The 25,700-nt window shown below is 65.9% G+C and carries 21 protein-coding genes and 1 other RNA gene; 17 read left to right on the plus strand and 5 right to left on the minus strand.

Annotated features, from left to right (window positions below; translation table 11 throughout):
• The first annotated feature begins 170 nt into the window (after positions 1-170).
• The 7 genes from ACCQ01_RS07885 to ACCQ01_RS07915 all read left to right on the plus strand — a co-directional run bounded on the left by ACCQ01_RS07885 (position 171) and on the right by ACCQ01_RS07915 (position 8,127).
• Entirely contained in the window at positions 171-767 is a 597-nt protein-coding gene (locus tag ACCQ01_RS07885; RefSeq protein WP_372358893.1) for a glutathione S-transferase family protein, read from the plus strand.
• A gap of 22 nt (positions 768-789) precedes the next feature.
• A complete protein-coding gene (gene asnB / locus ACCQ01_RS07890) occupies positions 790-2,733 on the plus strand; it encodes an asparagine synthase (glutamine-hydrolyzing) (RefSeq protein ID WP_228432555.1) in 1,944 nt (647 codons plus the stop codon).
• A gap of 75 nt (positions 2,734-2,808) precedes the next feature.
• A complete protein-coding gene (locus ACCQ01_RS07895) occupies positions 2,809-3,363 on the plus strand; it encodes an NADPH-dependent FMN reductase (protein WP_011036623.1) in 555 nt (184 codons plus the stop codon).
• A gap of 187 nt (positions 3,364-3,550) precedes the next feature.
• Positions 3,551-4,981, plus strand: coding sequence for a replicative DNA helicase (locus ACCQ01_RS07900; RefSeq protein ID WP_011036624.1), 1,431 nt, complete (start codon positions 3,551-3,553; stop codon positions 4,979-4,981).
• Between the two features lie 289 nt (positions 4,982-5,270).
• Positions 5,271-6,689 carry a cryptochrome/photolyase family protein gene (locus ACCQ01_RS07905; protein WP_228432554.1) on the plus strand — a complete coding sequence of 473 codons (1,419 nt, stop codon included), beginning with the start codon at positions 5,271-5,273 and terminating at the stop codon, positions 6,687-6,689.
• Positions 6,690-6,822: 133 nt separating this feature from the next.
• Positions 6,823-7,548, plus strand: a complete 726-nt coding sequence (locus ACCQ01_RS07910) for a YiaD family glycine zipper/OmpA-like lipoprotein (RefSeq protein ID WP_011036626.1) — start codon at positions 6,823-6,825, stop codon at positions 7,546-7,548.
• Positions 7,549-7,740: 192 nt separating this feature from the next.
• Positions 7,741-8,127, plus strand: a complete 387-nt coding sequence (locus tag ACCQ01_RS07915; RefSeq protein WP_372358863.1) for a hypothetical protein — start codon at positions 7,741-7,743, stop codon at positions 8,125-8,127.
• Between the two features lie 575 nt (positions 8,128-8,702).
• On the opposite strand, the gene ACCQ01_RS07920 is transcribed toward ACCQ01_RS07915, so the two are convergent.
• Positions 8,703-9,737 carry an XC_2801 family transcriptional regulator gene (locus tag ACCQ01_RS07920; RefSeq protein WP_011036627.1) on the minus strand — a complete coding sequence of 345 codons (1,035 nt, stop codon included), beginning with the start codon at positions 9,735-9,737 and terminating at the stop codon, positions 8,703-8,705.
• Between the two features lie 129 nt (positions 9,738-9,866).
• On the opposite strand from ACCQ01_RS07920, the gene ACCQ01_RS07925 reads away from it, so the two are divergent.
• From ACCQ01_RS07925 to ACCQ01_RS07950, 6 genes are all read left to right on the plus strand, one after another.
• On the plus strand, positions 9,867-10,094 hold the full coding sequence (locus ACCQ01_RS07925) for a hypothetical protein (RefSeq protein ID WP_115005587.1): 228 nt from the start codon (positions 9,867-9,869) through the stop codon (positions 10,092-10,094).
• Positions 10,091-10,864, plus strand: coding sequence for an SDR family NAD(P)-dependent oxidoreductase (locus ACCQ01_RS07930; RefSeq protein WP_042598752.1), 774 nt, complete (start codon positions 10,091-10,093; stop codon positions 10,862-10,864). The genes ACCQ01_RS07925 and ACCQ01_RS07930 overlap by 4 nt, the downstream gene beginning before the upstream one ends.
• A complete protein-coding gene (locus ACCQ01_RS07935) occupies positions 10,861-12,051 on the plus strand; it encodes an efflux RND transporter periplasmic adaptor subunit (protein ID WP_042598753.1) in 1,191 nt (396 codons plus the stop codon). The genes ACCQ01_RS07930 and ACCQ01_RS07935 overlap by 4 nt, the downstream gene beginning before the upstream one ends.
• A gap of 114 nt (positions 12,052-12,165) precedes the next feature.
• Entirely contained in the window at positions 12,166-15,336 is a 3,171-nt protein-coding gene (locus ACCQ01_RS07940) for an efflux RND transporter permease subunit (RefSeq protein WP_115004308.1), read from the plus strand.
• 33 nt (positions 15,337-15,369) lie between these two features.
• Positions 15,370-16,101, plus strand: a complete 732-nt coding sequence (locus ACCQ01_RS07945; protein ID WP_040941522.1) for an SDR family oxidoreductase — start codon at positions 15,370-15,372, stop codon at positions 16,099-16,101.
• A complete protein-coding gene (locus tag ACCQ01_RS07950) occupies positions 16,095-17,519 on the plus strand; it encodes an efflux transporter outer membrane subunit (protein ID WP_228432911.1) in 1,425 nt (474 codons plus the stop codon). Before ACCQ01_RS07945 ends, ACCQ01_RS07950 begins: the two co-directional genes overlap by 7 nt.
• A 94-nt stretch (positions 17,520-17,613) precedes the next feature.
• Here ACCQ01_RS07950 and ACCQ01_RS07955 read toward each other — a convergent pair whose 3' ends face one another.
• A complete protein-coding gene (locus ACCQ01_RS07955; RefSeq protein WP_228425101.1) occupies positions 17,614-18,588 on the minus strand; it encodes a GGDEF domain-containing protein in 975 nt (324 codons plus the stop codon).
• A 249-nt stretch (positions 18,589-18,837) separates the two neighbouring features.
• On the opposite strand from ACCQ01_RS07955, the gene ACCQ01_RS07960 reads away from it, so the two are divergent.
• Complete coding sequence (locus tag ACCQ01_RS07960) at positions 18,838-19,071, plus strand: hypothetical protein (protein ID WP_019237807.1); 234 nt, start codon at positions 18,838-18,840, stop codon at positions 19,069-19,071.
• Positions 19,072-19,087: 16 nt separating this feature from the next.
• Here the strand turns inward: ACCQ01_RS07960 and ACCQ01_RS07965 are convergent, their stop codons facing one another.
• Positions 19,088-20,743: a sensor domain-containing diguanylate cyclase gene (locus tag ACCQ01_RS07965; protein WP_043877806.1), complete on the minus strand. Its 1,656-nt coding sequence runs from the start codon at positions 20,741-20,743 to the stop codon at positions 19,088-19,090.
• A gap of 187 nt (positions 20,744-20,930) precedes the next feature.
• On the opposite strand from ACCQ01_RS07965, the gene ACCQ01_RS07970 reads away from it, so the two are divergent.
• Both ACCQ01_RS07970 and ACCQ01_RS07975 read left to right on the plus strand, forming a co-directional pair.
• Positions 20,931-21,173, plus strand: a complete 243-nt coding sequence (locus tag ACCQ01_RS07970; RefSeq protein WP_161960349.1) for a hypothetical protein — start codon at positions 20,931-20,933, stop codon at positions 21,171-21,173.
• A 302-nt stretch (positions 21,174-21,475) separates the two neighbouring features.
• On the plus strand, positions 21,476-21,646 hold the full coding sequence (locus ACCQ01_RS07975) for a hypothetical protein (RefSeq protein ID WP_228432910.1): 171 nt from the start codon (positions 21,476-21,478) through the stop codon (positions 21,644-21,646).
• A 301-nt stretch (positions 21,647-21,947) separates the two neighbouring features.
• On the opposite strand, the gene ssrA is transcribed toward ACCQ01_RS07975, so the two are convergent.
• Positions 21,948-22,344: a transfer-messenger RNA gene (ssrA, locus tag ACCQ01_RS07980) on the minus strand.
• A 133-nt stretch (positions 22,345-22,477) separates the two neighbouring features.
• Here ssrA and ACCQ01_RS07985 point away from each other — a divergent pair.
• Positions 22,478-24,937, plus strand: coding sequence for a S8 family serine peptidase (locus tag ACCQ01_RS07985; RefSeq protein ID WP_228432909.1), 2,460 nt, complete (start codon positions 22,478-22,480; stop codon positions 24,935-24,937).
• Positions 24,938-25,177: 240 nt separating this feature from the next.
• Here ACCQ01_RS07985 and smpB read toward each other — a convergent pair whose 3' ends face one another.
• Positions 25,178-25,681, minus strand: coding sequence for an SsrA-binding protein SmpB (smpB, locus tag ACCQ01_RS07990; protein ID WP_011036652.1), 504 nt, complete (start codon positions 25,679-25,681; stop codon positions 25,178-25,180).
• Between the last annotated feature and the right edge of the window lie 19 nt (positions 25,682-25,700).

Raw genomic sequence — 25,700 nt, forward strand, 5'->3', positions numbered from 1 at the left:
CGTTGCGGGTGGCAGTAGGCAGGTGGATGACTGGCAGATGCGTCCGGCCGCGTGCACGCCCGCGGCAGGGCTTTGCAAAGCCGCGAAGGGCTGTGACACTGCCAGCCCCTCGTTGCTGCCGCGGAGTCAGCGTGACCTCGACCGTGCGTCCCCCCCTGACCGTGCATGGCATGTCCAGCTCGGGCAACTGCTACAAGGTGCGTCTGCTGCTGGAGCAACTCGGCAGCCGCTACCACTGGGTCGAGGTCGATAGCGTTTCCGGCGAGACCCGCACGCCCGAGTACCTGGCCAAAAATCCCAACGGCAAGGTGCCGATGGTGGAACGCGACGACGGCCGCGTGCTGACCGAATCCAACGCCATCCTGTTCTGGCTGGCCGAAGGCACGCCGTACCTGCCCACCGACGCGTGGCAGCGCGCGCAGGCCTTGAGCTGGATGTTCTTCGAGCAATACAGCCATGAGCCATACATTGCGGTGGCGCGTTTCATCAGCCTGTGGACGCCACGCGATGCGGCGCGCCGTGCCGAGCTGCCGCAGCTGCGCGCGCGTGGCGAGCAGGCGCTGGGGGTGATGGAACAGCACCTGCGCCAGCACGCCTGGTTCACCGGCGCCGACTACGGCATCGCCGACATCGCGTTGTTCGCCTATACCCATTGCGCCGAAGACGGCGGCTTCGATCTGGAGCGTTGGCCGGCGATTGACGGCTGGTTGCAGCGTGTGCGCGCGCTGCCGGGCTTCGTGGCGATGCCTGCGCCCGTGAGCGCATGAGCGGCCGGCAGGAGCACTGACGATGTGTGGATTGGCAGGACTGTTGCTGGCAACACCGCGCATGCACGGCGAGCAGCTGGAGGCATTGGTGCGGCCGATGGGCGGCGCCTTGCGCCACCGTGGCCCTGACGATGCCGGCACCTGGTGCGATGCGCAGGCCGGCGTTGCGCTCGCGCATCAGCGCCTGAGCATTCTGGATCTTTCTCCGCTCGGCCATCAGCCGATGCGCTCGGCCGACAGCCGTTACGTGCTGGCCTACAACGGCGAGATCTACAATTTCGCGCAGTTGCGCGCGGCGCTGGCTGCACTGGGGCACCGCTTCCGTGGGCATTCGGATACCGAAGTGCTGCTGGCCGCGGTGGTGGAGTGGGGCCTGGACGACACCCTGGCGCGCTGCAACGGCATGTTCGCGCTGGCGCTGTGGGACGAACGCGACCATTGCCTGTCGCTGGCCCGTGACCGCGTGGGCAAGAAGCCGCTGTATTACGGCTGGGCCGGCGACACGCTGGTATTCGGCTCCGAGCTCAAGGCGCTGTGGCAGCACCCGGATTTCGACAACGGCGTGGACCGCGATGCGCTCACCCTGCTGTTGCGGCTGGGCTATATCCCGGCGCCGGCCTGCATCCACGAGCGCACCTTCAAGCTGATGCCTGGGCGGGTGCTGCGGCTGGACGCCCAAGCGGTGGCCGCCGGCGCCGCCGCACACCGGCCCGACCAGGTCCAGCAACCGTTCTGGAATGCCCGCGAGGCCATGCAGCGTGCGCTGGCCGCGCCATTCACCGGCGCCGATGCCCAGGCCGAAGAGCAACTCGATAGCGTGCTGCGCGATGCGGTGGCGCTGCGCATGGTGGCCGACGTGCCGGTGGGCGTGTTCCTGTCCGGCGGCACCGATTCGTCGATCGTCACCGCGATGATGCAGGCGCAGAGCGACCAACCGGTGCATACCTTCAGCATCGGCTTCGAAGGCTCGCACCACGACGAAGCGCCGCTGGCGCGCGAAGTGGCCACGCACCTGCACACCGATCACACCGAGCTGTATGTCAGCGGCGCCGATGCGCTGGCGGTGGTGCCGAGCTTGCCGGACATGTTCGACGAACCGTTCGCCGACGCCTCGCAGGTGCCCACCGCGCTGGTGGCGCGGCTGGCGCGCGGTGGCGTCACCGTGGCGCTGTCCGGCGATGGCGGCGACGAGCTGTTCTTCGGGTATGGGCGCTACCAGCGCGCGCTGCGTAACTGGCGCATGCACGGGCTGGTACCGGCGCCGCTGCGGCGGCTGATGGCGGTGGCAGCGCGCAAGAGCGGCGAAGCCTCGCGCACCGGCGGGCTGGCGGCACTGGTGGCCGAAGCGGGCGCGCGCGGCATCGGCGACATCTACCGCAACCGCATCTCACGCTGGCGTGACCCCGCGGCGGTGGTGCTGGGCGCGACCGAGCCAGACAGTTTCTACAGCCTGGCCGATCCGCTGCATGGCTCGGGCACGCCGGCCGACGCGATGATGCTGGCCGACTTCGCTGCGTATCTGCCGGACGATCTGCTGTGCAAGGTCGACCGCACCACCATGGCGGTGGGGCTGGAGGCGCGCGCGCCGCTGCTGGACTGGCGCGTGGCCGAGTTCGCCTGGTCGCTGCCGCTGGCGCTCAAGTACCGCGACGGGGTCAGTAAATACCTGCTCAAGCGCGTGTTGTGCCGCTATCTGCCCGAGCCGATGGTCTACCGCGGTAAGCGTGGCTTTGGTGCGCCGGTGAGTGCGTGGCTGCGCGGCGACCTGCACGGCTGGGCCGACGATCTGCTGGCACACGGCACGCTGCAGCGCGAAGGCGTGTTCGCCGCCGATACCGTGGCCGGGCTGTGGCGCGACTTCAATGGCGGCGAGCGCAAGTGGCACACCCACCTGTGGACGGTGCTGATGTTCCAGGCCTGGCAGGACCACTGGCGCGCGCAGCGGGCTGCCATCGTGCGGTCGTAGGGCTGGGCGGCGCTTCACCGGGTGTGCGCGCCACGCTGCCTACAGTGGGGCGCTGGTTCCCACGGAGCGTTCCCCATGAGCAAGTACACCATTGCGGTATTGGTCGGCAGCCTGCGCGCGCAGTCCTACAACCGTCAGCTGGCCCAGGCGCTGGCGCAGCTGGCCGGCGACAAGGCCACGTTCGAGTTCCTGGAGATCGGCGACCTGCCGCTGTACAACCAGGATCGCGACAGCGATTACCCGGCCGAAGGCACCCGCCTCAAGCAGCAACTACGCGCCGCCGATGCGGTGCTGTTCGTGACCCCGGAATACAACCGCTCGATCCCCGGCGTGCTCAAGAACGCCATCGACACCGCCTCGCGGCCATATGGCGACAGCGCCTTCGCCGGCAAGCCGGCCGCCATCGCCGGGATCTCGGTCGGCGCCATCGGCACCGCCCTGGCGCAGCAGCATCTGCGTGGCGTGCTGGCCTACCTGGACATGCACGTGCTCGGCCAGCCGGAGATCTATCTGCAGTACAAGGATGGCCTGTTCGGCGCCGACGGCCAGATTGCCGATGCCGACAGCCGCAAGTTCCTGCAGGGATTTGTCGACAGTTTCCTGGCCTGGATCGCGCACCACACACGCTGAGCGCGCGGGCCGGGCCGGCATGCCCGCAGGCCAGACGGGGCAGGGCATCGCGGGCAGTGAGACCGCACCGGCGTAGGCTGTGGTGCACTGGCTATGCACCAGTTATCCACAGAGTTGTGCATGGTCCTCGCCGCCGGCGATGACTATGCTTCCTGCCCCCGTCTCCCTCGCGTCAGGCTGTCCGTCCATGTCCGCTCGTCCCGGCTTCCGTTCCAACCGCAATCGCGACCGCGATCGTGATGACTACGATCGTCCCGAGCCGCGCCTGGACCAGTTGCGGGTTCCACCCCATTCGGTGGAAGCCGAGCAGGCGGTGCTGGGCGGCCTGATGCTGGCGCCGGATGCGTTCGACAAGGTCAACGACCAGCTCACCGAGAACGACTTCTACCGGCGCGACCATCGGCTGATCTACCGCGCCATCCGCGAGCTCTCCGAGAAGGATCGCCCGTTCGATGCGGTCACGCTGGGCGAGTGGTTCGAGTCGCAGGGCAAGCTGGAGCAGGTGGGCGATGGCGCCTATCTGATCGAGCTGGCCAGCACCACGCCGTCGGCGGCGAACATCGCCGCATACGCGGAAATCGTGCGCGACAAGGCGGTGTTGCGGCAGCTGATCGAAGTGGGCACCAACATCGTCAACGATGGCTTCCAGCCGGAAGGCCGCGAGAGTGTGGAGCTGCTGGCGTCGGCGGAAAAAGCGGTGTTCAAGATCGCCGAAGCCGGCGCGCGTGGGCGGACCGACTTCGTGGCGATGCCGGGCGCCTTGAAGGACGCGTTCGAAGAGCTGCGCAACCGCTTCGAAAACGGCGGCAACATCACCGGCCTGCCGACCGGGTACACCGATTTCGATGCGATGACCGCCGGCCTGCAGCCGACCGACCTGATCATCCTGGCCGCACGTCCGGCGATGGGTAAGACCACGCTGGCGTTGAACATTGCCGAATACGCCGCGATCAAGTCCAAGAAAGGCGTGGCGGTGTTTTCGATGGAAATGTCGGCGTCGCAGCTGGCGATGCGCTTGATCTCCTCCAACGGCCGCATCAATGCGCAACGCCTGCGTACCGGTGCGCTGGAAGACGAGGATTGGGCGCGCGTCACTGGCGCGATCAAGATGCTGAAGGAAACCAAGATCTTCATCGACGACACGCCCGGCGTGTCGCCGGAAGTGCTGCGTTCCAAGTGCCGCCGGCTCAAGCGCGAACACGACCTGGGCCTGATCGTCATCGACTACCTGCAGCTGATGTCAGTGCCGGGCAATAGCGAAAACCGCGCGACCGAAATTTCGGAAATTTCGCGTGGGCTCAAGGGCCTGGCCAAGGAGCTCAACGTGCCAGTGATTGCGTTGTCGCAGCTCAATCGCTCGCTGGAAACGCGGACCGACAAGCGCCCGGTGATGGCCGATTTGCGCGAATCCGGCGCAATCGAGCAGGACGCGGACATGATCGTGTTCATCTACCGCGACGACTACTACAACAAGGAAAACTCGCCCGACAAGGGCCTGGCCGAGATCATCATCGGCAAGCACCGTGGTGGCCCGACCGGCTCGTGCAAGCTCAAGTTCTTCGGCGAATACACGCGCTTTGACAATCTGGCGCACGATTCGGTGGGTAGCTTCGAGTAAGCCGCTGGCAACGTGTGGCATCTCGACCTCAGGGATGGCGGTCGATGAGGAATGGGGGGCCGGTGCCCGGCACCGCATGTGTCAGCAGCGATGCCGGGATGCCATGCGCGCGGAGCTGCACCAGCGCGCGTAAGGCGGGTAGGACGTGACGCGCAGCGATTGCTGCCGCACATCGCGGCACCGACGGTGCGCCAGCGAACGCTTCGCACAGACTCCGCGGCTGGCATCGCGCCATCGTTGCGGCCGCTGGCTTATGCTGCGCGGCCTCACCTGCCGCTGCCGAGTCCGCATGTCTTACGCCATCGTCTGGTTCCGTCGCGATCTGCGTCTGGAGGACAACCCCGCCTTGCGCGCCGCGCTCGATGCCGGGCACGACCCGATTCCGCTCTACATCGATGCACCGCACGAAGAAGGCCAATGGGCGCCGGGCGCGGCATCGCGTGCGTGGCGGCATCGCAGTCTCGCCGCACTGGATGCCTCCTTGCGCGCGCGCGGCAGCGCCTTGCTGATTCGTCAGGGCGACAGCGCGCAGGTGCTGGACGCGGTGATCGCGCAGACCGGGGCGGTGGCGGTGTACTGGAACCGCAAGTACGAGCCGGCCACCCAGCCACGCGATGCGCAGATCAAGCGCAGCCTGCGCGAACGTGGGCTGGAGGTGCAAAGCTGCAACGCCGCGCTGTTGTTCGAACCATGGGCCCTGGCCACCCAGCAGGGCGGGCCGTACAAGGTGTTTACGCCGTTCTGGCGGAATGCACTCACTCAGCTGCGCTTGCCCGATGCCATGCCCGCGCCGCGCAGCCTGCCGCCGTTGCCCGCGTCGCTGGACCGTGTACACGTCGATGCGCTGAACCTGCTGCCCACGCCAGCATGGGACCAGGGCTTCTGGGAACACTGGCAGCCGGGCGAAGCCGGTGCGCACGAGATGCTGGAGATCTTTGTCGACGGCGCGCTGTCGGGTTACCGCGAAAACCGCGACCGCCCCGACCGCGTTGGCACGTCGCAGTTGTCGCCGCATCTGCATTTCGGCGAGATCGCGCCCTGGCGCATTGCCAGCACCTTGGAGGCGCAGCGCACCGCACGCAATGGCGCGGAAATCGACGGCTATATTCGCCAGTTGGGATGGCGCGATTTTGCGTACCACCTGCTGCATCACTTCCCGGACACCACCACGCAAAACCTCAACCCACGCTTCGCCGGCTTCGACTGGGCCACGGTGGATCCGGTCACGCTGGACGCATGGCAGCGCGGGCGCACCGGCATCCCGATCGTCGATGCGGGGCTGCGGCAGCTGTGGCACACCGGCTGGATGCACAACCGCGTGCGCATGATCGTGGCGAGCCTGTTGTGCAAGCATCTGCGCGTGCATTGGCTGGAGGGCGCGCGCTGGTTCTGGGACACCTTGGTGGATGCGGACCTGGCCAACAACACGATGGGCTGGCAGTGGGTGGCCGGCACTGGCGCCGATGCCGCGCCGTATTTCCGCGTGTTCAATCCGGTGACGCAGGCCGAGAAATTCGACCCGCAAGCCACTTACATCACGCGCTGGATTCCCGAGCTGGCGGCATTGCCGGTGAAAGAGCGCTTTGCACCGTGGCTGCATCCGTTATCGCTGGCGCGGCTGGCACCGACCTATCCTCGCGCGCCGATCATCGGCCTGGCCGAAGGGCGCGATGCCGCGTTGGCGGCCTATGCAGGCACGCGCGGCTAAGCGAAAACGTTTTCCTGAATGAACCGCTAGCCGAACGCTGGCGGCGGGCGATTTCATCATGTGCCAGTCGCGTTGCGCTGTTTATCCTCGCGGCACGATTCAGCGCCGGATGGTCCGGCCAAAGGAGAACACCATGTCCCCAGCAGCCAGCAAGAGCCTTGCCGTGGCCTTGGCCAGCGCCATCGCGCTGTCCGCCTGCGCCACCGGCGGCTCGTACGTGCAGCGCGACCAGTACGGCGACCAGACCCAACAGCAGAACCGCACCGGCCGCAATGCGCTGATCGGTACCGCGATCGGCGTGGCCGCCGGCCTGCTCACCGGCGACAGCGCCACCGAACGCCGTCAGCACGCGATGATCGGTGCCGGTATCGGCGCATTGAGCGGTGCGGCCGTGGGCCAGTACCAGGACCGTCAGGAACGCGCGTTGCGCGAGCGCACCGCCAACACCGGCATCGACGTGCAGCGCCAGGGCGACAACATCACCTTGAACCTGCCCGATGGCATCACCTTCGACTTCGGCAAGTCTGCGTTGAAGCCGCAGTTCTACACCGCGCTCAACGGCGTGGCCTCGACACTGCGTGAGTACAACCAGACCATGGTGGAAGTGGTGGGGCACACCGATAGCGTCGGTAGCGATGCGGTGAACCAGCGCCTGTCCGAAGAGCGCGCCAACGCGGTCGCCCAGTACCTGACGGCCCAGGGCGTGCAGCGCGAACGCATGGAAACCATGGGCGCCGGCAAGCGCTACCCGATCGCCGACAACAGCACCGACGCCGGCCGCGCACAGAACCGCCGCGTCGAAATCCGCCTGATCCCGCTACGCCAGGAAGGCGCCGCCAGCACTACCGGCATGCGCTGAGTTTGATGGCATTGCGTGACGTGTAACTGACCTCACCGGATGCATGAAAAAGGTCGCGAAAGCGGCCTTTTTTTTGAGTTAGAGACGGCCTGAAGCAAGACCAAGATCCAGATCACTGGTTACGCAAACGCCAACATAAACAAAAAATAAGAGCAAAAAGAACGTTCAATAAAGCGGCTGTACTCCTCATCATTGAACTCGCTGTCGCTGTCGCTGTCGCTGTCGCTGTCGCTGTCGCTGTCGCTGTCGCTGTCGCTGTCGCTGTCGCTGTCGCTGTCGCTGTATTGCCCTGTTTGCAATCAACACAGCGATCCGTCGCCTGCCAAGCCTGAAACCTTGCTTCGGCACCGCTGTTCCGCTCTTGCTCCCGCTTCACCCAGTCGCCTTAAAGCAAGCCGAGCACCGCAGCTGCGCGTGGCCGAAGAGGCGCCCTTGTCTGAGCGTAGCGAGTTTGGGCGCCGTGCCGCGCGTGGCGAGGAGCGCAGGGCACCGGTGCAGCTTCACCGCACCGGATTGCGTCGGCGACAGCGGTTTTGGTTCCTTTTGCCAAGACAAAAGGAACTCGCGCCGCAGGCGTGAGAGCTCTGCGTTGAAGCCGGGATTGGAGCGTCGGGATTAGGGATTCGCTTGAATCATCGCGTCAGCTCTTACTGCGAACCAGATGCAAAAAGCCCAATCCGACTATCGGTACAACGAAATAGATAGGTCGGGCCGGGCTGCTCCGCTCTTGCTCCGCTTCACCCAGTCGCCTTAAAGCAAGCCGAGCACCGCAGCCGCGCGTGGCCGAAGAGGCGCCCTTGTCTGAGCGCAGCGAGTTTGGGCGCCGTGCCGCGCGTGGCGAGGAGCGCAGGGCACCGGTGCAGCTTCACCGCACCGGATTGCGTCGGCGACAGCGGTTTTGGTTCCTTTTGCCAAGACAAAAGGAACTCGCGCCGCAGGCGCGAAAGCTCTGCTTTGAAGCCGGGATTGGAGCGTCGGGATCAGGGATTCGCTTGAAGCGGCGCATCAACTTTCTTGCGCGAGCTAGACGCAAATCCGATTACGAATATCAGAACAACCAACGCGCCTCACCCTCATCAGTCCCGCAGGCAGCTTGCTCCAATGGTAGAAGGAACACCTGCTTTGCTACGTGCCGAGACCGCACAAAACGCCCGTCACGCCGTAGCTTTCTCCAAAATGCGCTTACCCTCGGCGCGCAACTCGGCCTCCACTTCAACCTCCACTTCCGCATCCCCATTGGCGCGCTGTGCGGCCAGCCGTGCAGGGCACTGTGCCATCATGTAATCGGCGTCGAAGTTCAGGCGCGTCACCAGGAAATCCACGAACGCACGCACCTTCGGCGACACCAACCGGCCACCGGCGAAGACCGCGTTGAAGTCCACTTCCGGCCCGGTCCAACCGGCCAGTACACGCCGCACCATGCCCGATTGCACGAACGGCTTGGCCATCACATCGCCGGTCAGCAACAAGCCTTCGCCGCATAGCACCGCACCATTGAGTGCGGCCGGGTCGTTGGCCACCATCAACGGATTGACCGGGAATTCGCGCACATCGCTGCCGTCGCTGAGCGACCAGAAGAAGCGGTTGTTGTGCACGTTGCGGTTCTTGCGCAGGGCGAGCGTGCGATGGAACTGCAACTCGTCCGGGTGCAGCGGCTCGCCATAGCGTTCGATGTAAGACGGGCTGGCAAACACCTGCGTGCGCAGGCTGCCCAGCTTGCGCGCGACCAGGTTGGAATCGGGCAGGGCACCCACGCGCAGGGCCAGATCGGCTTCGCCGCCGATCAGGTCCAGCTTCTCGTTGCCCAGGTGCATGTCCAGCTGGATTTCCGGGTATTGCGCGTGGAATTCGCCCAGCAACGGCGCGATCCAGGTGATGCCCAGCGAGTACGGTACGGTGAAGCGCAACCAGCCGCGCGGGCCCGATTGCAATTGGCCGACGGCGCTTTCGGCTTCTTCCAGTTCACGGGCAATGCGCTGGCAATGCTCGTGATAGACCGCGCCGGCTTCGGTCAGGCCGATGCGACGCGTGGTCCGGTGCAGCAGGCGGGCACCCAGCCGGGTTTCCAGTTCCTGCACCTTGCGGCTGACCGTGGTCTTGGGCAGGCCGAGCGAGTTGGCGGCAGCGATGAAACTGCCTTGTTCGACCACCTTGACGAAGATCAGGGTGTCGTTGAGATCGTGGGTCATGAGGGGTGCCTTCCGGAGTCTGGAGGGATTGGACCGCTTGCGGGACGATTATTCCCCTAAATCCGGACTAATCAAGTGCTGCTTTGAGGCCTAGCTTATGCGGCATCCCCTCCACGCAGGAGCGCCGCCATGTGGTTACGCCAACTTCTCGGCTTGTCCCCCAGTCCCCGCGACGCCCTTGAGAGCGCGTTCGATCCGGTGCAGATGCCGGAAAAACGCCCGCATTCCAGCGTTTCGCGTGCCTTTGCTGCCTCGCCCAAGCGGCAGGCCGGCGGTGCGCCGGTGCGCCGCAGCGGGCTGTCTGCACGTTGGGCCATGTGTGGGATTGTCCCGATTTCGGGAGTGAAAGTCCCGTGACTGGGATGGTCCAATCCGAGACGGTCGTTCTGGGTGGCGCGGGCAACGTCGGTGCCGGCATTGTCGCCGCGCTGCTCGAGGCGCAGCTGCCGGTGCTGGTAGTCGGTCGCGATGCCGCCAAGCTGGCTGCGTTGCGCGCCCGCCATGGCGACAGCCCCTTGCTGGAGACGGTGCAGGGCTCGGTGGCCGATGACGCCGCCGCGCAGGCGCTGGCTGCCGAGCTGGCGCAGCGCCCACGCCCGCTGGCGGCGGTGGTTGCGAGCCTGGGCAGCCCGCTCAAGGCTGGCCGCCTGCTGGACCGCCCGGTCAACGCCTTGCGCCGCCGGCTGGACCGCGACCTGCTTCCGCACCTGGCGGCCGCCCGGCATCTGATGCCGCTACTGGCCGAGGCCGATGGCGGCGGCCGTTACCTGTTGCTCGGCAGCCCGTGTGCGTTGCGCGCGTGGTCGGCGCACGGCGATATTTCCATCGCCGCGGCGGCCACCCGCATGCTGGCGCAGGTGCTGCACGAAGAAGCCAAACCGTTGGGCGTGCGCGTACACCTGCTGTCGGTCGAGCAGCCGGTGTGCACGCCCAGCCGTGCCAAGGAGGCCTGCCCGGAATGGATCCGGGCCGTTGACGTCGGCCGCGCCGCCGTCTCGTTGATCGCCGGGCCTGGCCAGCCCGGACACGCCATCGTGACCGTCAGCCGTCGCCCGCAGACCGCACCGTCGGCTGGCCGCCTGGCCGGTCTGCAGTTTCCCCTTCCCACCCGAGAGATTTCCCCATGACCCCGAACGCCACCCCGTTCCGTTTTCCCTTGCGTACTGTATTGACGGGCGCTGTCCTCGCGGTCGTGTTGGCCGGTTGCGGCAGCAAGGCCGCCGAGACCGGCGCGCCGCCACCGCCCAGCGTCAGTGTCGCCCCGGTGCTGCTGAAAGAGATCAGCCAGTGGGATGAATTCAGCGGCCGCATCGAGCCGGTGGAAAGCGTGGAGCTACGCCCGCGCGTGTCCGGCTATATCGACAAGGTCAATTACGCCGAAGGCGCCGAAGTGAAGAAGGGCGATGTGCTCTTCAGCATCGACGACCGCAGCTACCGCGCAGAGTTTGCCCGCGCCAATGCCGCGCTGGTGCGTGCCCGCACCCAGGCCAGCCTGGCCCGCAGCGAAGCGACGCGTGCGCGCAAGCTGTCCGAGCAGCAGGCCATCTCCACCGAAACCTGGGAACAACGCCGCGCCGCGGCCGACCAGGCCGATGCCGAGGTGCTGGCCGCACAAGCTGCTGTGGACACCGCCAAGCTCAACCTGGACTGGACACGCGTGCGTGCCCCGATCGACGGCCGCGCCGGGCGTGCGATGGTCACCGCCGGCAACCTGGTCACTGCCGGCGACAGCGCCAGTGTGCTGACCACGCTGGTGTCGCTGGACAAGGTGTTCGTGTACTTCGATGCCGATGAAGGCACCTTCCTGCGCTACTCGCAGATGAGCCGCAACGGCGAGCGTCCGGACGAGCGCGGCGGCGAGTTGCCGGTGCGCATCGGCCTGGTCGGCGAGCAGGGCTTCCCGCACAGCGGGCGCGTGGATTTCCTGGACAACCAGGTCACCCGCAGCACCGGCACCATCCGCGTGCGTGCCGTGCTCGACAACGCGGATCGGCAGTTCACGCCAGGCCTGTATGCGCATGTGCAGTTGCTCGGCAGCGGCCAGTTCAAGGCCATGCTGGTCGATGAAAAGGCCGTGCTGACCGACCAGGACCGCAAGTACGTCTACGTGGTCGACAAGGATGGCAAGGCGCAGCGACGCGACGTGGAGCTCGGCCGTACGGCCGATAGCCTGCGCATCGTCCGCAAGGGCCTGGCCGCCGGTGACCGCGTAGTGGTCGATGGCGTGCAGAAGATCTTCATGCCCGGCATGCCGGTCGACGCCAAGGCTGTGGCCATGGTGCCGGCGGCGGACAAGCGCACCGCGTCCAACTAAGCACCCGTTTTACCGCTGCACCGCGCGCCCCAACCGCCGGCCATCCCGATGGCCGGACCGGGGCGCTGTGTGCCGCGCCGCCACCCGGCGGCGACTTCTTTCAGGACCATCCCCATGGACTTTTCCCGTTTTTTCATCGACCGACCGATCTTTGCGGCGGTGCTGTCGATCATCATCTTCGCGGCTGGCTTGATCGCCATGCCGCTGCTGCCGATCAGCGAATACCCCGAAGTGGTACCGCCGAGCGTGCAGGTGCGCGCGGTCTACCCGGGCGCCAACCCCAAGGTCATCGCCGAGACCGTCGCCACGCCGCTTGAGGAAGCCATCAACGGCGTCGAAGACATGATGTACATGAAGTCGGTCGCCGGCTCCGATGGCGTGCTGGTGGTCACCGTGACCTTCAAGCCCGGTACCGATCCGGACCAGGCGCAGGTGCAGGTGCAGAACCGCGTCAGCCAGGCGCAGGCGCGTCTGCCCGAGGACGTGCGTCGCCAGGGCGTGACCACGCAGAAGCAGTCGCCGACGCTAACCATGGTCGTGCATCTCACCTCGCCCAAGGGCAAGTACAACTCGCTGTACCTGAGCAACTACGCGTTGCTGAAGGTCAAGGACGAGCTGTCGCGCCTGCCGGGCGTGGGCCAGATCCAGATCTTCGGCGCGGGCGATTACGCCATGCGCATCTGGCTGGACCCGGACAAAGTGGCTGCGCGCGGGCTGACCGCCAGCGATGTGGTTGCCGCCATCCGCGAGCAGAACGTGCAGGTTTCCGCCGGTCAGTTGGGCGCCGAGCCGATGCCCAACAAGAGCGACTTCCTGCTCTCGATCAATGCGCAGGGCCGCCTGACCACCGAAGAAGAGTTCGGCAACATCGTGATCCGCAGCGGCAACAGCGGCGAGATCGTGCGGTTGTCGGATGTGGCGCGCCTGGAACTGGGCGCCGGCAACTACACCTTGCGCTCGCAGCTGGACAACCAGAACGCGGTGGGCATGGGTGTGTTCCAGTCGCCCGGTGCCAACGCAATCGAATTGTCGGACGCGGTGCGCGCCAAGATGGCCGAGCTGGAAAAGCAGTTCCCGCAGGACATGGCGTGGTCGGCCGCGTATGACCCCACCGTGTTCGTGCGCGACTCGATCAGCGCGGTGGTGCATACGCTGCTCGAAGCGGTGCTGCTGGTGGTGCTGGTGGTGATCCTGTTCCTGCAGACCTGGCGTGCCTCGATCATCCCGTTGCTGGCGGTGCCGGTGTCGGTGGTCGGTACGTTTGCCGCGCTGTATCTGCTGGGTTTTTCGATCAACACGCTGAGCCTGTTCGGCCTGGTGCTGGCAATCGGCATCGTGGTCGACGACGCGATCGTGGTGGTGGAAAACGTCGAGCGCAATATCGAAGAAGGCCTGACCCCGCTGGCCGCGGCGCACCAGGCTATGCGCGAAGTGTCCGGGCCGATCATCGCGATCGCGCTGGTGCTGTGCGCAGTGTTCGTGCCGATGGCGTTCCTGTCGGGTGTGACCGGACAGTTCTACAAGCAGTTCGCGGTGACCATCGCCATCTCCACGGTGATCTCGGCGATCAACTCGCTGACCCTGTCGCCGGCGCTGGCCGCCATGCTGCTGAAGGCACACGACGCGCCGAAGGACGGCCCGTCGCGGCTGATCGACCGCTTGTTCGGCTGGCTGTTCCGTCCGTTCAATCGCTTCTTCAACAGCAGTTCGCACAAGTATCAAGGCGCGGTGTCGCGCGCGTTGGGCAAGCGCGGTGCGGTGTTTGTGGTGTACCTGTTGCTGCTGGTCGGCACCGGGGTGATGTTCAAGCTGGTGCCGGGCGGCTTCATTCCCACCCAGGACAAGCTGTACCTGATCGCAGGCACCAAGCTGCCGGAAGGCGCCTCGCTGGAGCGTACCAATGAGGTGATCCGCCAGATCACCCAGATCGCGCTGCAGACCGAAGGCGTGGACCACGCGATTGCGTTCCCGGGTTTGAATCCGCTGCAGTTCACCAACACGCCCAACACCGGCACGGTGTTCCTGACGCTCAAGCCCTTCAGTGAGCGTAGCCGCAGTGCGGTGCAGATCAATGCGGAAATCAACGCACGCATCAGCCAGATCCAGCAGGGCTTCGCGTTCGCCTTCATGCCGCCGCCGATTCTGGGTCTGGGGCAGGGCTCGGGCTACTCGCTGTACATCCAGGACCGTGCGGGACTGGGCTACGGCCAGCTGCAGAGTGCGGTGAACGCGATGTCCGGTGCGATCTCGCAGACGCCGGGTATGCAGTTCCCGATCGGCACCTACCAGGCCAACGTGCCGCAGCTCGATGCCAAGGTCGACCGCGACAAGGCCAAGGCGCAGGGCGTGCCGTTGACCAATCTGTTCGACACGCTGCAGACCTACCTGGGTTCGTCGTACATCAACGACTTCAATCGCTTCGGTCGCACCTACCAGGTGATCGCCCAGGCCGATGGACAGTTCCGCGACAGCGTCGAAGACATCGCCAATCTGCGCACCCGCAACGACCGTGGGCAGATGGTGCCGATCGGCAGCATGGTGACGCTGGGCCAGACCTACGGCCCGGATCCGGTGATCCGCTACAACGGGTATCCGGCTGCTGACCTGATCGGTGAAGCAGACCCGCGCGTGCTGTCCTCCACCGAGGCCATGCAGACGCTATCCGGCATGGCACCGAAGGTGTTGCCCAACGGCATGAACATCGAGTGGACCGACCTGAGCTACCAGCAATCCACGCAAGGCAACTCCGCGTTGATCGTGTTCCCGATGGCGGTGCTGCTGGCGTTCCTGGTGCTGGCCGCGTTGTACGAAAGCTGGACGCTGCCGCTGGCGGTGATCCTGATCGTGCCGATGACCTTGTTGTCTGCGTTGTTCGGTGTGTGGCTCACCGGTGGCGACAACAACGTGTTCGTGCAGGTGGGCCTGGTGGTGTTGATGGGCCTGGCGTGCAAGAACGCGATCCTGATCGTGGAATTTGCCCGCGAACTGGAAATGCACGGCAAGGGCATCGTTGAAGCCGCACTGGAAGCCTGCCGCCTGCGGCTGCGCCCGATCGTGATGACCTCCATTGCCTTCATCGCCGGCACCGTGCCGCTGGTGTTCGGCCATGGCGCTGGCGCAGAAGTGCGCTCGGTCACCGGCATCACCGTGTTCGCCGGCATGTTGGGCGTGACCCTGTTCGGCCTGTTCCTGACGCCGGTGTTCTACGTGGCCCTGCGCAAGTGGGTGACCCGTGGCGAACCCGCCGCATCGGCCGCCGTGGCACATGATCCGGTCAAGGCCTGATTCCTCTTCCCCCATCTTTGAAGGACATTGCACATGAGCACCAACAAGATCGCACTGGTCACCGGCGGTACCCGCGGCATCGGCCTGGAGACCGTCCGTCAACTGGCCCAGGCCGGCGTGCACACGCTGCTGGCCGGCCGCAAGCGCGATGACGCCGTTGCCGCCGCACTCAAGCTGCAGGCCGAAGGCCTGCCGGTGGAAGCCATCCAGCTGGACGTCAACGACGACATCAGCATCGCCGCGGCCGTTGGCACGGTGGAGCAGCGTCACGGCCACCTGGACATCCTGATCAACAACGCCGGCATCATGATCGAGGACATGCAGCGCAAGCCGTCCGAGCAGAGCCTGGACACCTGGAAGCGCACCTTCGACACCAATCTGTTTGCGGTGGTCGGCGTGACCAAGGCGTTCCTGCCGCTGCTGCGTCGTTCGCTGGCCGGGCGCATCGTCAATGTCTCCAGCATCCTCGGCTCGTTGACCCTGCACACACAGCCGGGCTCGCCGATCTATGACTTCAAGATACCCGCCTACGACGCCTCCAAGAGCGCACTCAACAGCTGGACCGTGCACCTGGCCCATGAGCTGCGCGAGAGCGCGATCAAGGTCAACATGGTGCACCCGGGCTATGTCAAAACCGACATGAACGGTGGCGTCGGCGAGATCGACGTGGAGCAGGGCGCACACAGCAGCGTGCAGATGGCATTGATCGATGCGCACGGCCCCAATGGCAGCTTCACCCACCTGGGCGAGGTGCTGCCATGGTGAGGACCTTGCTGGGCGCCGCGCTCGCCGCGGCGATCCTGAGTGGTTGCGCGGTCGGGCCGGATTACCGCCCCGAACCGCCGGCCGCGGTGACACTGCAAGGCGCGCAGGATGCGGCCTACAGTGCCGAGTCGCCGGTGGGCAATTGGTGGTCGCAGTTCGATGACCCGGTGCTGGAACAACTGGTGCGCGATGCGTTGTTCGCCAACCACGATCTGCGCATTGCCGTCTCGCGCGTCAAGCAGGCGCGTGCGGTGTTCGTCGAACGCCGGTTGGACCAGGCGCCGCACATCACCGCACAGGGCAGCTTCGATCGCCGCGAACAACAGCAGGTGATCGCCGGCAATCAGCGTTTCCTCACCGAGCAGACCACGCTGGGTCTGGATGCGGCGTGGGAGCTGGATCTGTTCGGCCGCCAGCGGCGTGCGTCGGAGGCGGCGCGTGCCGACCTGGAAGCCGAGCAGGCCGGCCTGCAGGACGTGCAGGTCACGGTGGCCGCGGAAGTGGCGCGCAACTATTTCGAATTGCGCGGTACGCAAAAGCAGCTGGACGTCTCCAAGCGCACCCTGACCAACCTGCGCGACACCCAGAAGCTGACGCAGACGCGTTGGGACCTGGGTGCCGGCAGCGAGCTGGATGTGCAGAGCAGCCTGGCACGCTTGAAGGCCATCGAAGCCGACATTCCATTGCTGGAAACTGCCGAGGCGCAGTACCGCCATCGGATTGCCGTGTTGCTCGGTCAACAGCCGAATGCGCTGGATGCCACCCTGGTGCCGCGCATCGCACCTCCGTTCGCCCGCGCCTTGCCGCTTGGCGATACCGCCAGCTTGCTGCGGCAACGCCCGGACGTGCGCACCGCCGAACGGCGTCTGGCTGCGGCCACCGCACAGGTGGGCGTGGCCACGGCCGATCTGTTCCCGCGCATCAGCGTGAGCGGCTTTGTCGGCTTTCTGTCTGGCGATGCGGCCAGGTTGACCCAGGGCAACGCAAAGGCGTGGTCGATCACGCCGTCGATCAGCTGGGCCGCGTTCGACTTCGGCACCGTACGTGCACGCCTGCGTGCCAGCAAGGCGCAGGCCGAAGGCGCGTTGGCGCAGTACCAGCAGACCGTGCTGCTGGCACTGGAAGACACCGAAAATGCCTTGACCGGCTACGGGCGTCAGCAGGCGCGCCTGGCGATCGTGGTGGACCAGGCCAATGCGGCGCGGCGTGCCGAGCAGCTGGCGCAGATCCGCTACCGCGAGGGTTCGGAAGACTTCCTGACCCTGCTGGATGCACAGCGCACCCAGCTGGCGGCTGACGATGCATTGGCGCAGGCCGAAGCGGCGGTCAATGTCGGCGTGGTCGGCGTCTACAAGGCGCTGGGTGGCTGGAAGCAAGGCGATGCACCGGCCGCGCCGGTGGCAGTGGCCGAGCGCTGAGATGGCAGGGCGGGGTGGCCGCGCGGCCACCCCGCCCATGCAGGCACGAGGGTATCAATCGCTGATCGGCAATTGCCGATCAGCGATTGATGACTCAGTCGGCGATGCGCACGCTGTCGCGGCCGCCGTTCTTGGCCAGATACAGCGCCGCATCCGCACGCGAAAACCAGTCTTGCCAGTGCGTCTCGCCATCGTGGCGGGCCGCGCCCAGCGACACGGTGATGCGTCCGCCCGGCCCGCGTAATCCGTTGCGGATCACCTTGCGCAAGCGTTCGGTGGCCGCTTCCAGTTCCGCCAGCGAGCCGGCACGCAGCAGCACCACGAACTCTTCGCCGCCGAAACGGAACACCTGGTAAGGCTCACGCACCTCGAACCGCAGGATCGTGGCCAGGTCAGCCAATGCCGCATCGCCGGCGGCATGCCCGTACAGATCGTTGACGTCCTTGAAGTGGTCCAGGTCCAGGATGATCAGGCTGTTGAGCCGATCCTGCGGCTGGCGCTGATCGATCTGATGGGTGAGCGCGCGCTCGAGCATGCGCCGGTTGGGCAGCCCGGTCAGCGCATCCAGCGAGGCCAGTTCTTCCAGATGCACGCGGTCGTCCTGCATGCGCACCGAGAACGCGTAGCCCACCGCCAGCGTCACCAAGGTGACCATCACAGTGGAGATGCCCTGGCCAGGGCTGACGATCAAGCCGGGCAGCAACAGCAAGGCCGCCAGCAACGGCAGGCTCAGCAACACCGCGCGCTGCGGGCCGCAGAGAAAATAGTTGGTGGCCAGCACCGGGAACAACCAGGGCAGGGCGCCGTCGCCGCCGCTCCAGCAGCCGATCAGGCAGCCAGCGACATTGATGGAGGCCAGCCACACCCCGCCGCGTCCGGTGCGCTCGGCACTGCGCATGCGCCAGCCACGCCACACCGCGACCAGGCCGAGCGCGGCAGTCAACGCACATGCCACCACTTGGCCATGCATGGCCAGGTACACCGCGTACAGGCAGAGCAACAGCGCGGTGATCGGCCCGAGCATCTTGACGATGCCGAGGCGGAAATCCCGCCGCAAATGGAGGATCACGGGCGAAGTTCTGGAGGAGTCGGCATCAGTATCGGCCGACGCGTGCGAAAGTTGAGGGAAGGTGGTGCGCGCCGGCAGCGCATCGTGCGTGCGCAAGGTTGGCCAGATGCCGATGCGGCGCACAACGCTGATCAGCACGGACCTCGATACGCCGCACCCGACCAGATGCCGCATCCCGCATGCGCTGCGCGGTTTCGCAGATCCTTGACGGCATAGCCGCAACCTTGGGACTTTGCCGTGGAGTCACCGATGCCTAATCGCTCAGAGTTGGATGCGCACCTGGATGCACTGCAGGACGCGCTGCCAAACGTGGCGTCCGATGAGGACGCCGACTTCGATTATCTGGATTTCCAGGCCCGCGCCGAGGCCGTCCTGCACAGCGCCGCACCCGAAGACGCCGCGCATGTACGTGGCCGCATCGACGACATGCTGGCCAGCGCCGGGCTGATCCCGACCGACGACAACGGCCAAGCCTGTCGCTGACAGCAGGGGCCTGGCGTCACACGCTGCCCGGCGTCACCGCGCTGACCACCTGATTGCGCCCGGCCTGCTTGGCCCGATACAGCGCCTCGTCGGCCTTGCGCAGCAACTGCGCGGCGTTGCCTGCATGCCCGGGGAAGGTCGCTACGCCGAACGAGGCAGTGATCTTGGGCAGTGACACGCCATCGGCCATTACCTGCAGGCCATCGATGCCGGCGCGTAATTTCTCCGCCATCGCGCTGGCGGTGGCCAGGTCGACCTCGGGCAGGATGATGGTCAGTTCCTCGCCGCCGTAGCGGCAGCAGATGTCTTCGCCGCGGGTCTGCGCCAGCAGCAGTTCGCCGATCGCAGCAAGCACGCGGTCGCCACCGCTATGTCCATGCAGGTCGTTGAATTGCTTGAAATGGTCCACGTCCAGCATCAGCACCGACAATGGCTGCACACGTCGGGTGCAGCGCGACAGCTCGTGGTTGAGCGCTTCTTCCAGATAGCGGCGGTTGAACAGGCCGGTCAGCGGGTCACGGATGGACTGCTGGCGCAGCGTCTCGCGCAGGCGCAGGTTGTGCAGCGCCAACGACAATTGTTCGGCGGCCGCCTCGGCCACTGTCAGCGAGGCCAGTTCCTGCGCGTTGTCGCCGCGCAGCGCGAGCATGCCCAGCTGGGTGCCCTGTGCCGACAATGGAATGCAGACCGTGCTCGCATGCGGCGGAAGATTGACGCCGGCATGCTGGCAGACCATGCCTACGCTGGCGTCCTCCACCAGGTGAGTGCGGTCGCGTCGCAGTGCCCAGCACTCTTCGGGCGCAATGCTCCCGCGTTCGCCATCTGCCAGCGTTCCCCACGCCGCCACCTGCTCGGCGCGATCGCGCGAGGCGCGCAGCAGATACACCGCGCCCGACACACCGGGCACCAATGGGGCGATCGTGCGTGCCGTGATTTCCAGAGCTTCTTCCGCGTTGCGGCAGTTCTGCAACAGGCCGGAGTAGCGCGCCAGCGCTTCCAGGCCTGCCGAGGTGCGTTCCAGCGTGCTGAACGATTCGGCCAGCCGCGTGCTGCTCGTGCTGGCTTCTTCCTCGGCGCGCACACGGCGGGCCAATTCGCGCGACAACAGCCGGTAGGCCAGCACCATGACCAATAGTCCGGACAAAATGCCGATCGCCGTCATCCACAGCACCCAGCGCGCGCTGTCGTGGTTGGCCTGGGTGCGCGACACCAGCTGCCGGCGCTCCAGTTCACCCATCAGTTGCACCTGCCGGCGCAGGGCCGAAGAGGTCTGGAACACGCCCTTGGCGATGGAGGCGCGCGCGCCATCCAGCCCGGTGGCGCGATAGCTGTGCAACAGGTCGTTGATCTGCACCAGGCGCATGTCCACCAGCTTGTCCAGCGCGGCCACGTTGCGCAGTTGCAGGGGGTTGTCCTGCACCAACACCTCAAGCCGTGCAATGCGCCCGGGCAGGCGCCCGATGGCGTCGGCATGCACGCCCAGAAAGGCCTCGTTGTCGGTCAGCACGAAGCCACGCGCCGACGACTCTGCCGACAGCAGCCCGGCCTGGATCTCGTCGATGCTGGCAATGACTTCCTGCGTATGCGAGACCCACGCGGCCGCCGTCAGCGACTGCCGCGAGGTGATGTAGCCACCGACGCCGATCAACACAAAGATCAGCCCGCCGAGCATCAAGGCCCCGGCGGCGTGGCGTTTTGCTTTTCTGGTCAACACCGTGTTCCCCAAACAAGGATCGTCTGGTCGAGTCCGATGCAAGCGCTGTGCCTATGCTTCACTTCGCTTGCCCGCTGGCGGCACGGGGTCGCCTGCGTGCGGAGCCAGCGGTATCCTTGTGGCGAGTCATCGAGCCGAGCACGCGTTGGTCATTTTTCTTGGGCGTTACCAGTTGTCGTGCAATGCGCTGCCGCACCCTGCCCAAGGGTGGCGCGCGGACTGGCGCATCCAGCAGGTGGGTGCATCCAAGGCCGGCGACCTGGCCCGCGGCGAGCTCTCGCCCCTGTTTACCGACCACCGCAGCGCCATGGCCGCCGCCCGTGCCGCCGGCATGGTGATCCTGGAAGCCATGCACGCCGACGCCCAGCGGCAGCTCGAATACGCCTGAGCACTGGCGTTGCTTCTCGCCGACGCCGCCTGAACTCCAAGGCCTTCGGCGTTCGATCTCGGGCCGACGCGATCAACGGCCGGCGGGCGAGGCCGGGCTTGGGAGGGCATATCGCCCGCCTTGACGGTGTACGCGCACGAGCCGAACCGGCGGTGGAAATTCCCTTTTTGACTTGTTCTAGCGAGCTGCCTGCCGAGCGCCCATTGCCTGCCGGCAGGCACCCGGTGTTCTGCGAACACACTGGCACGCCATTTGCTGCTGTCTCTCTACGAGCGCTGGGGAGCGCGCCAAAGAGAGCAGGAATGGAAGAGCACACCAAACAGGCCTTCGTCATGCTGCGACAGGAAGCCACCGAATTGCTGGCCCTGTTCGACCGCCTATGCTGCGATACCGCGCCAGTGACAGTGGTGCCGGGCAATGCGGCCGAGCCGGTCCGCGCGCATGCGCCACAGACCGGTGACGTCACTCTCTGACGCGCTGCGTCCACTGTCGGGGCTGAGCGAGCCGCATCACGGTCGTGTTGTGGTGATCTGCTGTGCCGCCACTGCCACTGCCCGTGCCGGCGCTTCGCGCTACTGCCCCCTAACGAGGCGGCACTGTAAACGCTTGTGAGCAAGCAGGGCGGGGCTGCAAAGCCCAGGTGTCGGGAACTTCTTGCGGACCGGCCTGACCCGCACGGCAGCGCTCTCCAAACGCCCAACACCGCACATGAAAAAGGCCAGTCGTCTCTCGCGAGAACGCCTGGCCTTAGTCGGTCGTCTTAGGACCGTTGTTTGGTGGAGGTGGGCGGAATCGAACCGCCGTCCGGAAGCACTCCATCCCCAGCACTACATGCTTATCCCTCCGTTAGATCTCGTTCCCAGGCAGCACGGCGGGCAAAGCGCACCTGAAAACCAGCCTGCTTGATCTAACCGATAGCTGACAGGCAGCCACTACCGGCGGTTCCGTGATAATGACCCTACATCTACGAGCACGGGCACAAGTAGTTTCGGGGGTTCGCCTTAGGCGGCTGTAGAACTACAACTAAAGCCAATTAAGCAGCGATAGCGAAGTCCGAACCGTAGTTGTCGTCGTTGGCAACTAAAAGTTTGCTGCTGGATTAACGAGGAAAGCTGCCCCCTCGGCATGCGCCAAGCGACTTCGCGACCCCCGTCGAAACCAGTGCACCCCCGGGGAAAGCATCAAAACGCTGACGTAACCAGTGTAGGGATCGGCGCGCCCGGTCACAAGTAGTGAGATAGGCAGCGCTTACAGTGGCTTCAGTTGCACAGACCGGAACTATCCGGAAGTGAAGGAGCCACTGGATGAGCACAGGCAAGCGCCCCACCGGCCCGCGCACGACGCGCGCCGCAACCAAGAAGACCGCCAAGGCCGCCCCGCCGGCCAAGCGCCGTCCGGCGCGTCAGGCCACCGCCAAGGCGGAAACGCAAGAGGAAAACGGCCATCGCACTCGGGTGCAGGGTAAAGCCCGCACCGTCATCTACATCCATGGCATTGGCAACAAGCCGCCGGCTGAGGTATTGCGCTGCCAGTGGGACAAGGCCTTGTTCGGCCGCCCGATGGGTGAGCGCACGCGGCTTGCGTACTGGGTCAACCGCGAGCGCTACCCGGTGCCCGAGCCTGGCAGTTGCGATGGCCGCGATGTGGGGCCGGCGTTGAATCAGAGCGTGCAGCGGGCGTTGAGCACGCTGGGGCTGGTGCCGGGCGAGCAGGACCTGCACGCGCTGGCCGATGCGCTGGCACAGAGCGAGCAGGAGCGTGCTGATCTGCACCAGATGCTGGACGAGCTGCAGGCCGCGCCGCTTGCCGGCGGCGTGCAGGCGAAGGGGCCGATCGATGCGATCAACCGCGTGCTGTTGCGGCTGATTTCCGCGGCGCTGCTGCAGGATGTGCACGATCTGTTCTTTGTCCCTGAGCGGGCTGCGCAGATGCGCGAAAGCCTGGCGCAACGGTTGCGCGCCGGTGGCGGGCCGTTTGTGGTGGTGGCGCACAGCCAGGGCTCGATGATTGCCTACGACGTGCTGCGGCAGTTGCAGGCCGATGGCTGCGAGGTGGCGCTGTTCCTGACCCTGGGCTCGCCGCTGGGCTTGCCGCAGGTGCGCAGCATGTTCAAGCGCTGGACCGGGACGCGCAAACTGCCGTTCCCCGACTGCGTGCGGCGCTGGGTCAATGTGGCCGAAACGCGCGACCCGATCGCGCTGGATCCAGACCTGACCGACGACATCGCCAATGCCAAGGGGCGGTTCGAGAACATCGCCGCCGCGCGGCTCAACCCGGACTGGGAGCACAACCCGCATTCGGGCTCGGGATATCTGGCCATTGCGCAGGTGCGTGCAGCGGTGCGGCAGGCGGTGGGTGTGGGCTTCGATCAACCGGTCTCCAATGCGGTGCTGATCAAGGACCTCAGTGAGCAGCTCGAGGCGCACGGCGCGGACTATCGGCACGAGGTGTTGATCGAGCTGGACCGTCGCGTCCTGGGCGCGGACCCGGCCGGCGTGCGTGCGCAGTTGCTCACCCACATGCGCCAGATTGCCGGGCAGAGCACCGGCCTGGACGGCGATGCATTGGACGACGCGATCGAACTCGAAGACAGCCTGCAACGCTTCATTTCGGCGCGGCTGACGCGGTTCGAGATCGAAACGCTGCAAAGCCGCTACCGCGCGCTGGGTTTCCGGCGCGTCTGGCGCGATGCCGGCAAGCGTGCGCTGATCCACGTCTCGGGCAATGTGCTGCATGTGGATGCAGCACGCACGGCGTATCGCGCACGTGGGCAGCAGATCGGCTGGGCGGTCCTGGATACCGGCATTGCGGCCGGGCATCCACATTTCTTCGTGCCGGGCGAGCGCGACAATGTGGTGGCGCAGTGGGATTGCACCCGGCGCGGCGCGCCCAAGCGGCTGACGCGGGCCGATGGCAAACGGTTCACCGCACTCGATGGGCACGGCCATGGCACGCACATCGCCGGCATCATCGCCGGCTGTTGCCGGGCGACGGTGCCCGATGCCCGTGGCAAGCCGGGCGAACTGCTGGAATTTGCCGGCATGGCGCCGGAGACGCAGCTCTATGGCTTCAAGGTGCTGGACGACGCCGGCAACGGGCGCGATTCGTGGATGATCAAGGCAGTGCAGCACGTGGCCGACCTCAACGAGCGTGCCGGCGAACTGGTGATCCACGGCGTCAATCTGAGCCTGGGCGGGTGCTTCGACCCGGAAAGCTACGGTTGTGGCTTCACGCCGTTATGCAACGAGTTGCGGCGGTTGTGGCGGCAGGGCGTACTGGTAGTGGTGGCGGCCGGCAACGAAGGCCTGGCCTGGCTGATGCAGAACGACGGCGGCACCTACCCGGCGAATATGGATCTGTCGATCAGCGATCCGGGCAATCTGGAGGACGCGATCGTGGTGGGATCTGTGCACAAGAGCAGCCCACACAACTACGGCGTGTCGTATTTTTCATCCCGCGGGCCGACCGCCGATGGCCGCTCCAAACCCGATGTGGTCGCCCCGGGCGAGAAGATCCTGTCCGCGTACTACGGCTTCGACCCGCGCGACCCGTCCAGCCTGATGGTCGAAATGAGCGGCACCAGCATGGCCGCACCGCATGTGTCCGGCGTGCTGGCCGGTTTTTTATCCGCACGCCGCGAGTTCATCGGCTTTCCGGACCGGGTCAAGCAACTGCTGCTGGACACCTGCACCGACCTGCAGCGCGATCGTTACGTGCAGGGCAGGGGGGTGCCGAATTTGATGCGGATGCTTGGAGCGACGTGATGGCGCGGGAATTAGGAGTAGGGAATCGTAAAAGCGAAGGTTGGTCGATGAGAGCCGGTACCACGCAGCGTGATGAGCTCGAGTTCGGCTAGCGACGCGTTGCGCCGCGAGAACGGGCAGGAGTCCTCGTCAGCGCACTGCCCGGATGTCCGCCACCTAGCTGGCGATGCCAGCCATCATCAAGCTCAGGCGATGCCGCCTTTACGATTCCCGATTCCCCAATCCCGATTCCCGGCTTACTCACGCATCCCGATTATGCCGCCGCATCACGCGCTGCTTGTCGCGCTGCCAGTCGCGTTCCTTGGCGGCATCGCGCTTGTCGTGCGATTGCTTGCCCTTGGCCAATGCGATCTCCAGCTTGACCTTGTTGCTGCTCCAGTACAGCGCGGTGGGCACCAGCGTGTAGCCTTCGCGCTCCACGCGGGTCAGCACCTTGTCGATCTCGGCCCGGTGCAGCAGCAGCTTGCGGTCACGGCGCTCCACCGGAATCACGTGGGTGGAAGCCTGGATCAACGGGGTGATCTGCGCGCCGATCAGGTAGATCTCGCCCGACCGCACGTAGGCGTAGCCGTCGACGATGTTCGCGCGCCCGGCGCGGATGGCCTTGACCTCCCAGCCCTGCAGGGCCAGGCCGGCTTCATAGCGCTCCTCGAGGTGGTACTCGTGGCGCGCACGTTTGTTCAGGGCGATGGTTTTCGTGGCCGTCGCGCTCTTTGCTTTATCCTTGGCAGGTTTCTTGCTCATGCCGCTATTGTCGCCGATT

The sequence above is a fragment of the Xanthomonas sp. NCPPB 4037 genome (genome assembly GCF_041475695.2).
Taxonomy (GTDB): Bacteria; Pseudomonadota; Gammaproteobacteria; order Xanthomonadales; family Xanthomonadaceae; genus Xanthomonas; species Xanthomonas campestris.